We start from the raw sequence: 13647 nt of genomic DNA on the forward strand, positions 1-13647 counted from the left end.
TCTCTGTCGGCGACGTCAGCCGTTGCGCTTCCAGCGCGGCTTGTCCTCACGGCGGTTGAAGGAGCCGCCGGAGCCGCGGTGGTCGTCACGCCGGCCGTTCGGGCGGTCGTGGCTGCCGGAGCGGTAGCCACCGGAGGGGCGGTCGCCCTGGCGGTCGCGGTTGAACGGGCGGTCGCTGCCACGGTGGCCGCCGCGCTCGTCACGCCGCTCGAAGGAACGGCCACCACGGTCGAACCCGCGGTCGCCGTCCCGACGGAACCCGCCCCGCTCGCCGTCCCGGCGCTCGAAGCCACGGCCGCCGCGCTCGTCGCGACGGTCGTCCCGGCGGTCGTCACGGCGGAAGCCACGGTCGCGATCCCGGTTGTCCCGGTGGAAACCGCCCCGGTCGTCACGGCGCTCGAAGGAACGCCCACCACGGTCGCGGTCCCGGTCACGGTTGAACCCGCCGCGCTCGTCGCGACGGTCGTCCCGGCGGAAGCCGCCCCGCTCGCCGTCCCGGCGCTCGAAGGAACGCCCACCGCGCTCGAAGCCACGGTCGCGGTCCCGATCACGGTCACGGTCACGGCCGAAACCGCCACGCTCGCCGCGCTCGCCCCGGTCGTCCCGACGGTCGTCCCGGCGCTCACGCCGCTCGTACGAGGGACGCTCGTACGAGGACGAGGGCCGCTCGGTCCGCTCCACGTCCTGGGCCGTGGGCTGCGTCGGCAGGGAGACCTCGCCCTTCTTCTCCTGGGCCTCGGCGACCTCGGCCCCGGCAGGAGTCCCCGCCGCATCCTCGGCCGCCGCGTCCGCGAGCGCCTGGGACGGGTCCTCGCCCCGCTCGCGGGCGGCCCGGACGATCAGCCGGTCGGCCTCCTCGCGCAGCTCCGCCGCGCGGCGCGTGGCCCGCTCCAACTGCTTGGTGAGGTGAGCGACTTCACGCTCGGCCTGCTGGGCGGCGTTGCCGGCGGACTCGGCCTGGACCTCCGTCATCGACCGGGCGCCGGTGATCTCGGCGACCTCCGGGTCGAAGGCCGCACCGCCCTGGATGATGTGGCGCGAGGCGTCGACGCCCGCGTCCTCCATCAGCCGGAAGATCTGGCGGCGCTGGTGCGGAAGGGAGAGGGACACCACGGTGCCCGTACGCCCGGCACGCGCCGTACGCCCGGCCCGGTGGAGGTAGTCCTTGTGGTCACCCGCGGGGTCGACGTTCAGCACCAGGTCGATGCCGTCCACGTGAATACCGCGCGCCGCGACATCGGTCGCGACCAGCACGTTCACGTAGCCGTCCTTGAAGTCGGCCAGCGTCCGGGTCCGCGCGCCCTGGGTCATGCCGCCGTGCAGGGCGTCGGACTTCACCCCGGCGTCCCGCAGCTGCTCGGCGACACGGTCGGCGCCCAGCTGGGTCCGCACGAAGATGATCGTCCGGCCCTTGCGCGAGGCGATCGCGGCGGTGACCGGAGCCTTGTCCTTGGGCTTCACGATCAGGATGTGGTGCGACATGGTCGTCACCGCGCCCTGCGCCGCGTCGACCTCGTGGCTGACCGGGTCGTTGAGGTAGCGCTGGACGAGCGTGGCGATCTCGTTCTCCATGGTCGCGGAGAAGAGCATGCGCTGCCCGCCGGCCGGGACCTGGTCGAGCAGCTCGGTGACCTCGGGCAGGAAGCCCAGGTCGGACATCTGGTCGGCCTCGTCGAGTACGGCGATCTGCACGTTCTCAAGGGAGCAGGCGCCGCGGTTGATGATGTCGCGCAGACGCCCGGGGGTGGCGACGAGGATGTCGACCCCGCGCTCCAGCGCGTAGATCTGGTTCCCCATCGACGTACCGCCGCAGACGACCTTCATCTTCAGGCCCAGCACGTCGCCGTACGGCTGCAGCGCGTCCGCGACCTGCATGGCGAGCTCACGGGTGGGGGTGAGGATGACGGCCCGGGGCTTCCTCTTCTCGGTGTGGCCGCCGGCCAGCGTGGCCAGCGTCGGCAGACCGAAGGAGAGGGTCTTGCCGGACCCGGTGCGTCCGCGGCCGAGGATGTCCTTGCCCGCCAGCGCGTCCGGGATGGTCGCGGCCTGGATCGGGAACGGGACGGTCACCCCGTTCTGCGCGAGCTTGCGGACGACGGCCTCGGGCAGCCCCAGATCGGCGAAAGTGATCTCGGGAGCGGTGGTCTCGTCCGCACCCTCGGGCAGGACGACGTGATCAGTACTGGCAACGGACATGCGAAATGCAAACCTTCCGGAGTTCTCGGCACGCGCCCAAACTCCGTGAAGTCGCAATCGACCGCCTCAATGCGGTCCGGCCACGGCAAGGGAGAGTACGCGCCACACGCGGCGCGTCATTTTGGCGCCGGGCAAATGGGATTCAAACGATCTGCCACCCTACGCACCCTGCACCCCTCAAAGCAAACCGACCGCGAACCAGCAGGTCAGAGCTGGGGCGCTCCACAGCGCGCGAGGAGCAAAGCAAAGACCCCGTCCAGATGAACGGGGCCTTCGGGCGGTGGCTGGGGCCGGGGTCGAACCGGCGACCTTCCGCTTTTCAGGCGAGTTGATCGTGCGGAGCGGATCATGTTCCGGCCCGGCAACGACCGAGGTTGACAGGTGATGACGTACGGCTGCGTTCGGTGGCGTTCACTGCCGTTGCCGTCAGACTGCCGTCAGGTGCGCCAGGATGGGACACTCTGCGCGCTCTGACGGGCTGTGAGCGGTTCGTACTGCCCGGTAGTCTCATTCCGTCCATATGGCAACGACGGGGGGCGTTTGCAAGATGGCGAAGCCGGTACGTGCATCACTGGGTGAGATCTGGATCACTTGCCAGATCTGCAAGGGGGACGTGTTCCGGGAGCGGGGTGTCCTGCTCAACAGCACCAGCATGGAGTTCCTGAAGTTGGCTTGGGCCGACGAGAACGCTACCGGCCTGATCTGCTGGCGATGCGGGTACGTCCACCTCTTCGTCAACAAGGACATCAAGCTCTACCGAGCTGACAAGTAACGCAGCTCACCTGGCGAGACGGGGCATGAGTCGTGAGCCCAGGCACGCGGTCGGCGTAGCGACTTTGGCCGGGAGCTGCTTTGGCGCGAGTGATCATGGCCCCGTAAGCTTCCGGCGCGTCGGGCAGTCTGTGGACCTGCCCGGTAAAGCACGACGTTGGGGCCATGATCTTCGAGGCTCGCGCCAAAGTGGCTGGCTAAAGTCGCTACGCCGACCGCCCCAGCCACGACGCGTTCTGACCTCATGCTCCGCGCGCCTACCTCTTGGGCGGGCGCGGGCGGCAGGCGGTGCCGAGCGGGGCGGAGACAGGAGCGCGGGCGCCGCCTGCCGCCCGCGCCCGCCCGGAGGAGCGGAGCGACGACGGGTGCTTGATGAGGTAGAGAAATCCGTAACAGCTCAGCTGCTGAGGCGGTATTCGAGGACGTACGAACCGGCGTCCAGAAGCATCTGGTTGACCTCCACGGGGCGCTCGTCCTCAGTGAAGGCGGTACGGCAGATCTCCAGCACGGGCGTGCCTGCGGCCAGGTTCAGGGCCGACCGCTCCTCCTCGCTCGGCATCCGCGCCCGCAACTCCTCGGAGAAGTGCACCGGCTCCGCTCCCAGCTCGGCCAGGCGGGCGTAGCTGCCTCCGGGGCCCGTGTTCGACTGGGCAATCGGCGTGTCTCGTACAAGGTCCGCCGGGAGGTACGACGTCGCGATCTGAACCGGGCGGTCCTCGACGACGAACTTCCGGCTGCGCACGATGACCGGCGCTCCCGGTTCGAGGTTCAGCAGGCGGCCGATCTGGTGCGGGGCCTCGGCCTCGTAGACCTGGACGTCGGTGACCAGGGGGCGCTGGGCGACATCGGCCGACCAGATCGACTGACCGGCATCCCGGCGGGACTTGGAGAGGCGGTCGTTGGCCACCCGGCGGATCGGCCTGAACTCCCGTACGTAGGTTCCGGATCCGGGCCGCGCGACCGCCAGGCCCTCGCTCACGAGGATCTTCAGCGCCTGATTGGCGGTCATCTTGGCGACGCCGTACGTCTTCACCAACGAGGGTTCACCAGGCAGCCGATCGCCCGGCTGTAGTCCACCGGACTCGATCCGCGCCCGGAGATCGTCGGCGATCTGCCGCGCAGTCTCGGGCATTGTCTCTCCACTCCTCGATGCTCCCTAGGGTGGTCAGCCTACTGCCACCCCCTTCCGGACGCACGAACGCATACCCGATCACTTGCCCAACCCACACCCTTCCGCAGGTCCCGTTGACATCCCTAGGGAGGTTTGGTTTCAATCTCCCTAGGGAGGTGCACACTCCCTGAAGAAGGGCGACGCCCCTACCGCCAAGCAGATGCGCCGCCCTACCCCTCTTCCAAGGGAGCCTCCATCATGCCTGTCTCGCTGATCCACCCCGACCGACAGACCGGGGTCTCAGCACCGAAGATCGTCCGCCGTTCCGCCCGCACCTGCCCGGTGTGCGGCAAGGCGCGCTGCCAGGACCCGGTCACCTGCCGTACGGCCTTCGGCACCACCGAGTGGCTGGAGTGCCCGGCCTGCGCGGGCAGCGGCTACGACACCACCGGGTTCCAGCTCTACTGCTTCGACTGCGGCGGCGCGAAGGTCCTTGAGGTCGAGATCGTCGACGCTCCGGGGGTGGGCGAGTGACGGTCTTCCCCGTCGCCCCCGAGGCCGTGGCCGGTGCTGCCGCCACCATGGGCACTGACCCCGTGACCCTCGCCGACCTGCTGCGGGTCGCCTCGGCTCCCGGCTTCGAACGCTGGCGTGAGCAGGTACGCCGTACGGGTGGCTGCTCGGACCCGATCCACCTGTCCGGAACGGCCGTCACCCGCGACGCCCGGACCGGTGACGTCCTCTACTCGTACTCCACGGCCGATGAGCCAGGCGGACGCCTGCGGGTCGCCTGTGGCAACCGGCGGGCCTCCCGCTGCCCCTCCTGCGCCTGGACGTACGCGGGAGACGCCTACCACCTGATACGCGCCGGACTCACCGGAGATCCGCGCATGGGCATTCCCGACGGCGTACGCATCCACCCCGGCGTGTTCGCCACTCTGACCGCGCCCTCCTTCGGCCCGGTCCACAACCGCCCCGAGACCGGCCGCTGCCGCTGCGGTGTCGCCCACGACGAGGACGCCCCCGAACTCGGTACGGCGCTCGATGCGGCCTCGTACGACTACGCGGGGGCCGTCCTCTGGAACAACCACGCCGGGGACCTCTGGCGCCGGTTCACGATCTACCTCCGCCGGGAGATCGCCGCCCACGCCGGGATCACCCAAAGCACCCTGCGGGAGGTCTGCCGGATCTCCTTCGGCAAGGTCGCCGAGTTCCAGAAGCGCGGGGCGATCCACTTCCACGCCATCGTGCGCCTGGACGGCCCCGCCGGTCCCGACGACACCCCGCCCGAGTGGGCCAGTACGGCACTCCTCGGCGACGCGATCCGCGCCGCTGCCGCCCGTGTCCGCGTCCCAGTTCCGGCCGCTGGTGACCTCCCTGCGCGTGTCCTGCGCTGGGGCTCCCAGGTCGACGTACGCGCCATCGGCACCGACGGCCAGGAGCTCACCGAGCAGGCCGTAGCCGCGTACGTCGCGAAGTACGCCACCAAGGCTGCCGAGTCCACCGGCACCGTGGACCGTCGCGTCGGGGAGCTCTCCGAACTCGACAAGCGGCCCGGACTGCCCGACCACACCCGGCGCCTCATCCATGCCTGCCATGACCTCGACGAGCACTACCCGGACCGCAAGCTCTGGGCCTGGGCCCACATGCTCGGCTTCCGCGGGCACTTCCTGACCAAGTCCCGGCAGTACTCCTCGACCTTCGCCGAGCGCCGCCAGGTCCGCGCCGACTTCCGGGCGCGGCAGGAGCGCCGGGAACGGGGTCTGCCCGAGGAACCAGCCGACGCGGAGGGCTCCACGCTCGTCCTCGCCCACTGGACCTACGCCGGGCATGGCCACACCCCTGGCGAATCCTGGCTCGCGGCCTCCATCGCCCGCGACCTCCGCCTGAACCGCGAGACCGCTCGCGAAGCACTCACCGAACTCGACCAAGAAGGAGACGACTGGGCATGGGCCGCCGAAGCCGCCTGAACGGCGAAGGAACGATCACCCTCCGCAAGGACGGCCGGTGGGAGGCTGCCGCCTACGTACCGACCTCGGCGGGCACCCTCAAGCGCAAGCGGCAGTACGGGCGCACCCGCGCCGAAGCGCACGCCAAGCTCGTCCAGATGCTGGAGCAGGCGAACCGGGGGATCCCGGTTGCCGACAAGTCCTGGACCGTCGGGGCCTACCTCGCGTACCGGATCGAGCACGTGGTGACCCCGCGTCGGCGGCCCAAGACGGTGCTGGCCTACGAGTCGGCGGTCCGGCTCTACCTCGTGCCTCTGATCGGCACCAAGCGCCTGGAGCGGCTCGCGCCCCGTGACGTGCTCGCCCTCCTCGGTCGCCTGCGTGAGCTGTGCCTCTGCTGCGCCCGGAAGCTCGACGCCCGGCGCCCCGAAGAAGTCCAGTGCTGTTCCCGCGAGCGGTGCTGCGGCCGGCACCTCTCGGCGCGCATGGTGCAGCTCGTTCACGCCGTGCTCCGCAACGCTCTCCAGAACGCCGTACGGGAGGAACTCGTGGCGCGGAACGTCGCCAAGCTGATCCAGGTGGAGGGACCGACCTACGCGCGCGGCCAGGGCCTCGTACCGGCCGCTGCCCGTGGGCTGTTGGCCACCGTGAAGGACGATCGGCTCTACGCGCTGTACCTCCTCGCCCTGACCCTCGGACTCCGCAAGGGCGAGCTGCTGGGGCTGCGCTGGGATGCTGTGGACCTGGAGAAGGGCGAGCTGTCCGTGACCCGGTCGCTTCAGCGGATCAACGGGGAGCTGGTGTCGGCCCAGCCCAAGACGCGGTACTCCTGCCGGACGATCCCGCTGCCGCCCTTCGTCCTGGACGCCCTCCGGGACCGGCGCAAGCAGCAGCAGGAGGAGCACGCCACCTGCGGTGACGAGTGGCTGGACACGGGCTACGTCTTCACGACGGCCGTGGGCTCGCCCGTGGACCCCCGCAACCTGAACCGCCACTGGTACGCGACGCGCAAGCGGACCGGCCTGGATGGCTACCGCTTCCATGATCTGCGTCACTCGTTCGTATCGCTGCTCCTGGACCTCGGAGCCGCGCCCCACATAGTGCGGGAGATAGCCGGTCACAGCGATCTTCAGGTCACGCTCGGTGTGTACGCCCACGCTTCGGCAGAGGAAAAGCGGAAAGCGTTGACGCAGCTCAGCAAGCTCTTCCAGTGAGCCGCGCTGCCGTCGTACTGCCGTCAATACGCCAACGAAAGACCCCCGCCGATGATCTCGACGGGGGTCTTTTCGCTGTTCAGTGGCTGTGGCTGGGGCCGGGGTCGAACCGGCGACCTTCCGCTTTTCAGGCGGACGCTCGTACCAACTGAGCTACCCAGCCATGGAGTTTCCTGCGAAACTCCAGCGGTCCTGACGGGATTTGAACCCGCGGCCTCCACCTTGACAGGGTGGCGAGCACTCCAAACTGCTCCACAGGACCTTGCTGTTGTGTGCGAACCAGCTGATTCAGTGTCGCACACGGTGTTGCGTGCCCCTAACGGGTTTTCGGTCTGCCTTGTCGCCGTGGCCGGGCTGGTGGTTTCCAGTGACCGGTGGGAGGCTGTTCGGCGGGCCGATCTCGCTGGAAAAGCGTATCAGACCATGAGGCGTGCTCCGCGCACGTGACGAACGGCTCCACTGCTGCCCTGGGCAGGGGGTTCTAAGGCCGGGGCGTCGATGGATGCGCCGTGGATACGTCGTGGATACGCCGTCCGATCGTGCCCGCCCCGCCGGTCCGCGGGACCTTGCGTGGGCTCGACTCGGGTGTCGCCGGAAGTGCACCCGAGCCGAGCTGCACGGGGGTGTGTGGGACCCCGGCGTGCCTCGCTACCAGGTGACCGGCAGCTCTCGCAGGCCGAAGATCGCCACGTCGTTCTTGAGCGGGAGGCTGTCGGCCTCCGTGGCCAGGCGGAGGTCAGGGATACGACGCAGGAGGGTGGTGTAGACGATCTCCAGCTCGATCCGGGCGAGACTCTGCCCGAGGCACTGGTGCGGGCCGTACCCGAACGCCAGGTGCTGGCGGGCACCGCGCTCGACGTCGATCTCCTCCGGGTTCGTGAACGCGGCCGGGTCGCGGTTCGCGGCGCCGCCGAGCGCGAAGACGCCCTCACCGGCCCGAATGGTGCGGCCGCCGATCTCGACGTCCTCCTTCGCCACCCGTGCGGTGATGATGTCGGTGATGGTGAAGTACCGCAGCAGCTCCTCGACCACGTCCGGCGTTCCGGCGGGATCGTCGAGGAGCCTCGCCCGTAGCTCCGGCCGCTCCAGCAGGGCCAGGGTGCCCAGCGAGATCATGTTCCCGGTCGTGTCGTGCCCGGCGGTCAGCAGCAGGAACGCCAGGTCGGCCAGGGCGTCGCGGTCGTACGCGTCCTTCTTCCGGGCCTTGACGATCTGCCGGCCCAGCAGATCGTCGGTGGGGTCCTTCTCCTTGCTCGTCACCAACTCGTCCAGATAGGCCTGGAGTTCCTTGAACGCCCGCTGCCGGGTCAGCGGCGGCAGGGTCATGCTGAGCATGGTCGACGTGCGGTCCTCGAAGAAGGCGTGGTCGGTGTACGGAACGCCGAGCAACTCGCAGATGACCAGCGACGGCACCGGGAAGGAGACCGCCCGCACCAGGTCCGCCGGTTTGGGGCCCGCCAGCATCGCGTCGACGCACTGGTCCACGATGGCCTGGATACGCGGGCGCATGGCCTCCATGCGCCGTACCGTGAACTCGCCGACCACGGCACCACGCGCCCGGGTGTGCTCGGGTGCGTCCATGCCGGCGATGGACAGGTTGGAGTCCTTGTCGCTCTTGGCGATCTCGACCAGCATCGGGTAGTCCGGATTGCCGCGGTCGGAGCTGAGACGCGGGTCGTTCAGCGCCGCGCGGACGTCCTCGTAGCGGGTCAGGATCCACGCCTCGCGGCCGGTGGGAAGGGTCACCTTCGACACCGGTTCGCTCTCGCGGAGGCCGACGTATTCGTCGGGCAGTCGGTACGGGCATGTGCGGGGGACGGGGAAGGCGGGCGCGCTGCTGCCCTCGTCGTGGGGTTCGGTCACGTGGTTTTGCTCCTGGTCCTCTGGTTCTCTGGTCCTCTGGTCCTCTGGCCCTCTGGTCCCAGTACGGGTGTCGCGTGGGTGTGGCGGGCTCAGGCCGGCTTGCGCGCGGTCAGCAGGAGCGAGCCGAACTCGTCGACGTCGACCATGTCCGCGGGGCTGAACTTCTTGTCCGTCTCCTCCTCGAAGATGGGGTCCAGATCCTCGTTGCCGGCCTGGGCCATCCGCTCGAAGGTCGGGCGCACGCTCTGCTCGGTGATGTCGAGGAACTCGACGCAGCGCAGGCCGGCCCGGCGCAGCATGGGCAGGTAGTCGTCGGGGTCGGCGAGGGTCATGATGAAGTCGCGCAGGCACCGGTCCACGGCGGTCTTCTTGTCGGCCGGGATCGGGGCGCGCTCGAAGAAGTCGGTGAGCACGAGCCTGCCGCCGGGGCGCAGAACCCGCTGGATCTCGCGGAACACCTGTTCGCGGTCGGGCATGTGGAAGATCGACTCGATGGCGAGAGCCGCGTCGAAGGAGTTGTCGGCGAAGGGCAGCCGCATGGCGTCGGCGTGCTGGAACTCCACCCGGTCGGAGAGCCCGTGCACCTCGGCGAGCTTGGTGGCGCGGGCGATCTGGTCCCGGCTGATGGAGACTCCGGTCACATGCACGCCGGCGCGCTGGGCGATCCTCATGGCGGGCTGGCCCAGTCCGCAGCCGACGTCGATCACCCGCGCCCCAGCGGTGAGCCGCAGTCGGTCGGCCATCATGTCGGTGAGCAGGTCCGCCGCCTCGGTGAGCGGCGTGTCGCTGTCCTCGGACTCCCAGTAGCCGAGGTGGAGGCTGCCGCCCACCTCCTCCGTGTCCATGGCGGTGAGCCGGTCGTAGAGGAGTCCGACCTCTTCGGGGACGGGGACGATGGTGTGCTGGCTGGACATGCGAGGTCCTCTTTTCTTTCTGGTTCACTGAATTCGACGAATTAATTCGGCGACTGGAATCGGCAGCTGGACTCGGCGGCTGGCCATGGTGTCGCGGCCGCTCGCTCAAAGCCGTGGGGAACCCGACGGCAGAAACATCCCGGCGCTGTCAACGCGAGCTGAGGAGAAGGTACTTGGAATGCTAGCCGTCTGACGCCGGAGAGGGAATACGAAACGGGAAGGAACGGGAACGGAAAATACTTCAGTCGGCGATATTGACCAGCATTTTTCCGATATTCGCGCCCCGCATCATGTCGATGAAGGCGGCCGGAGCGTTCTCCAGCCCTCGCACAACGGTTTCCCGGTGGGTGATCCGGCCCTCGGTGAGCCAGCCGCTCATATCGGTGAGGAACTGGTCCTTGACGCCGTCGTACTGCCCGACGAGAAAGCCCCGCAGGGTGATGCCCTTGCCGATGGCCTGGAGAAGATTCCGCGGGCCGGCCGCCGGGACCGTGTCGTTGTACTGCGAGATCGCGCCGCACAGCACGATGCGTGCCCCCATCCTGGCCATGACCAGCGCGGCGTCCAGGTGCTCTCCGCCCACGTTGTCGAAGTACACGTCGATGCCCTCCGGCGCGGCTTTCGCCAACTGCTCCAGCACCGGTCCGTCCTTGTAGTTGAAGGCCGCGTCGAAGCCCAGTTCCTCGGTCAGCCACGCCACCTTCTCCGCGCTTCCGGCCGATCCGACCACTTTCGCGGCGCCCCGCACCCTGGCCACCTGGCCGGCCAGCGAGCCGACCGCACCGGCGGCCCCGGAGACGAACACGACGTCGCCCGCGCAGAACCGGGCGGCGTGCAGGAGCCCCGCGTACGCGGTGTGCCCCGTCATGCCGAGCACGCCCAGGTACGCACCGGGCGGCGCGTGCCCGCGGTCGAGCTTGACCGCTCCGGCGGCCCCCACCACGGCGAACTCCCGCCAGCCGAGGCGGTGCAGTACGAGATCACCGACCGCGAGTCCGGGCGAATTCGACGCGATCACCTCGCCGACCGCGTCCCCTTCGAGCGCCTTTCCGATGGCGAACGGCGGTACGTAGGACCGCATGTTGTTCATCCGCCCGCGCATGTACGGGTCGACACTCATGACCAGGTTGCGCACCAGCACCTGGCCGGCGCCGACAGCGGGCACTTCCGCCCGTACGACGGAGAAGTTCTCCAAGGTCGGCCACCCCTCGGGGCGGGCAGCCAGCCGGACTTCGGTTCCCTTGGACGGAATGGACGGGACGGACGGGACGGTCATCACGTTCTCCTAAACCGCGGAAGACGGCTGTTGAGCCGTCGAACACGGGATTACGGAAATGCAGGAATACAGGGGTTCGGGGTGGGGGTTCGGGGTGGGGTTCGACTGGTTTCAGGCTGCGGGCTCTTGCCAGCGTCGGTACGTGGAATCGATCCAGTCCGCGGCGTCTTCGAGCAGCCGCAGGCCGATCCGGTCGACGTGGCGATTTCGCCAGGACGCGAATTCGGTGTCCCTGGCCCAGTGGTTGAAGGCGCCGAGCGCGGGGCCGGTGTGGACCTGGTAGTTCACCTTGTCGTGCGGGTCGCCCTCCAGGGCGATCCGGGTGGTGTGGAAGAAGTACCAGCGGAAGACCAGGGCCATCTTCTGTTTGGGATGGGATTCCGCCCGGGCGATGTCCGTCTCGCGCCCCTGCGAGCGGAGATACTCGCGGACCTCGTCCCAGACCTGGTCCAGGCTCCGGTGGAAGTACGTCCGTTCCAGGAGGGAGCGTGTCTTCGCCGGTAGCTCCTCAAGACCGTCGTGGTGGGAGTACAGGGAGAACAGCTTGTTGGCCCGCGTCGGGAAGAAGACGCCCTTGCGGAGCACCTGGACCTTCGCGCCCATCTCGAACATGTCGCCTGCCGGGGCGTAGGCCGTGTCGTGGATGTCGGCGTCCTGGAGGATGTCCTTGACGACGTCGCTCATCGCGGATTCCACCGTGCACTGGTTGATGGAACCGGTGAGCACGTAGTCGGCGCCCAGCATCAGCGCCGCGGCCACCGCCGACGGGGTGCCCAGGCCTCCGGCGAGGCCCAGGCAGATCGGTTCGGCGTAGCCGTGCTCCTCCTGTGCCTGCAGCCGGAGGGCCTGCATCGCGGGCATCATCGCGGTGGCGACGCCGCCGTCCGTGTGCCCCCCGGAGTCCGCCTCCACGGTGAGGTCGTGGCTCATCGGAACCTGCCGGGCGAGTTCCACCTGCTCGTCGGTGAGCTCGTTCGCCCGGCGGAGCCTGTCCAGCACCGGCTCGGGGGCGGGTGCCAGGAAGGCGCGGGCGACCTCCGGCCGGGAGACCTTGGCGACGATGCGGTGGTCGCACACCGGTGTGCCGTCGGCGCCTCGGCGCAGCCCTCGTGCCCGGTACAGGACGAGCGCCTCGGAGATCCGTGTGAACGCCGAAGCCTCGATGACGCGCACGTCGTGGCGCATCAGCAGCTCGACGAGGCCGCGCTCGGCCGTGGGGTCGTCGTGGTCGGCCAGTACGTTGACGCCGTAGGGCTGTCCTTCGCCCAGGTCGCGCTGGATGGCCTTCACCCCGCGTTCGACCTCCGGGAGTGACAGTCCACCGGTGCCGAGAAACCCCAGCATGCCGCCGCGGCCGAGCCGGACGACCATCTCGGGAGAGGTGATGCCCCGGTACATGCCGCCCACCAGGTACGCGTACCGCACCCCGAGGCGCCGGCGGAACAGCGCGCTGCCCAGCGCCGTGGCCGGGGTACGAGAGCGGGAGTGGGAGTGGGAGACGGGTGCCGGGCGTGGCGCGGAACGGATCCGTTCGATCAGGCGGCCGACCACCCGGCCGCCGAGTTCCACGAACTCGGTGACGCCCTGGTCGAGCAGGTACCGCACGCTCTCCGTCCAGCGCACGGGCCGGACGACCTGCTCGATGAGCAGCCGGGCGGGGTCGTCGGCCGGATACGGGCGGGCCGTCGCGTTGGCGATCACGGGGATGCGGGGCGGGCGCAGGGTGAAGCGCTCCATGGAGCGGGCGAATTCCTGCTGGGCCTGCCGCATCAGGGGCGAGTGGAAGGCGCCGGAGACGTTCAGCCGCACACAGCGGACGCCACGGGACTCCAGGTGGGGCACGAGCGCGTCGACGGTGCCGGTGTCCCCGGAGACGACCTGCTGGTCCGGTGTGTTGTCGTTGGCGATGGTCACCCCGGCGAAACCGCCGTCTTCGAGCAGCGCGCGAAGACTCTCCTGGCCTGTCCCCACCACTGCCACCATGCCGCCGCCGCGTGCCTGTGCCATCAGGGCGCCGCGCCGCTGGACCAGGCGCAGACCGGTCGCGAAGTCGAACGCGCCCCCGGCGTGCAGCGCGCAGTACTCGCCCAGGCTGTGACCGGCGAGGAAGTCCGGCTCGGCACCGCCCTCCTCGCGGCGGCGCCGGTAGGCGAGCGCCCCGACCACGTACAGCGCCGGCTGGGTGTACTCGGTGCGGCCCAGCCGCCCCTCCGGGTCGTCCAGGCACAGCTCACGGACCGAGTAGCCGAGCACATTGGACGCCTCCTCGACGAGTTCGGGGTGTGCGTCGAGCAACTCGCGTCCCATGCCGCGCCCTTGGGCTCCCTGGCCTGGGAAGACCACCGCCCTCATG

Annotated in this window: 10 protein-coding genes and 2 tRNA genes; 4 read left to right on the plus strand and 8 right to left on the minus strand. The window is 69.4% G+C overall.

The features are described from left to right. Positions 1–15 precede the first annotated feature (15 nt). Positions 16–2196, minus strand: a complete 2181-nt coding sequence (locus E0500_RS07735; protein ID WP_131564006.1) for a DEAD/DEAH box helicase — start codon at positions 2194–2196, stop codon at positions 16–18. A 547-nt stretch (positions 2197–2743) separates the two neighbouring features. Here E0500_RS07735 and E0500_RS07740 point away from each other — a divergent pair. Next, entirely contained in the window at positions 2744–2968 is a 225-nt protein-coding gene (locus E0500_RS07740; RefSeq protein ID WP_131564005.1) for a hypothetical protein, read from the plus strand. 396 nt (positions 2969–3364) lie between these two features. Here E0500_RS07740 and E0500_RS07745 read toward each other — a convergent pair whose 3' ends face one another. Then, positions 3365–4099, minus strand: a complete 735-nt coding sequence (locus E0500_RS07745) for a GntR family transcriptional regulator (RefSeq protein WP_131564004.1) — start codon at positions 4097–4099, stop codon at positions 3365–3367. A 237-nt stretch (positions 4100–4336) separates the two neighbouring features. On the opposite strand from E0500_RS07745, the gene E0500_RS07750 reads away from it, so the two are divergent. The 3 genes from E0500_RS07750 to E0500_RS07760 are packed head-to-tail and all read left to right on the plus strand — an operon-like array spanning position 4337 to position 7241. Continuing rightward, on the plus strand, positions 4337–4612 hold the full coding sequence (locus E0500_RS07750; protein ID WP_131564003.1) for a hypothetical protein: 276 nt from the start codon (positions 4337–4339) through the stop codon (positions 4610–4612). Positions 4613–4659: 47 nt separating this feature from the next. Continuing rightward, entirely contained in the window at positions 4660–6048 is a 1389-nt protein-coding gene (gene repSA / locus E0500_RS07755; protein ID WP_131564020.1) for a replication initiator protein RepSA, read from the plus strand. Next, positions 6027–7241 (plus strand): site-specific integrase, encoded by a 1215-nt coding sequence (locus E0500_RS07760; RefSeq protein ID WP_131564002.1) that lies wholly within the window; start codon positions 6027–6029, stop codon positions 7239–7241. The genes repSA and E0500_RS07760 overlap by 22 nt, the downstream gene beginning before the upstream one ends. A gap of 89 nt (positions 7242–7330) precedes the next feature. On the opposite strand, the gene E0500_RS07765 is transcribed toward E0500_RS07760, so the two are convergent. From E0500_RS07765 to fabD, 6 genes are all read right to left on the minus strand, one after another. Continuing rightward, a tRNA-Phe gene (locus E0500_RS07765) sits at positions 7331–7404 on the minus strand. Positions 7405–7428: 24 nt separating this feature from the next. After that, positions 7429–7503 (minus strand) — tRNA-Asp (locus E0500_RS07770). 386 nt (positions 7504–7889) lie between these two features. Then, positions 7890–9104 carry a cytochrome P450 gene (locus E0500_RS44880; protein WP_131564001.1) on the minus strand — a complete coding sequence of 405 codons (1215 nt, stop codon included), beginning with the start codon at positions 9102–9104 and terminating at the stop codon, positions 7890–7892. A gap of 89 nt (positions 9105–9193) precedes the next feature. Next, entirely contained in the window at positions 9194–10018 is an 825-nt protein-coding gene (locus E0500_RS07780) for a methyltransferase domain-containing protein (RefSeq protein WP_131564000.1), read from the minus strand. Between the two features lie 241 nt (positions 10019–10259). Further along, positions 10260–11294, minus strand: a complete 1035-nt coding sequence (locus tag E0500_RS07785; RefSeq protein WP_131563999.1) for an NADP-dependent oxidoreductase — start codon at positions 11292–11294, stop codon at positions 10260–10262. A 111-nt stretch (positions 11295–11405) separates the two neighbouring features. Next, a complete protein-coding gene (fabD, locus tag E0500_RS07790) occupies positions 11406–13646 on the minus strand; it encodes an ACP S-malonyltransferase (protein WP_131572001.1) in 2241 nt (746 codons plus the stop codon). Between the last annotated feature and the right edge of the window lies 1 nt (position 13647).

This window comes from Streptomyces sp. KM273126 (assembly GCF_004337435.2).
In the GTDB taxonomy this organism is placed as follows: Bacteria; Actinomycetota; Actinomycetes; order Streptomycetales; family Streptomycetaceae; genus Streptomyces; species Streptomyces acidicola.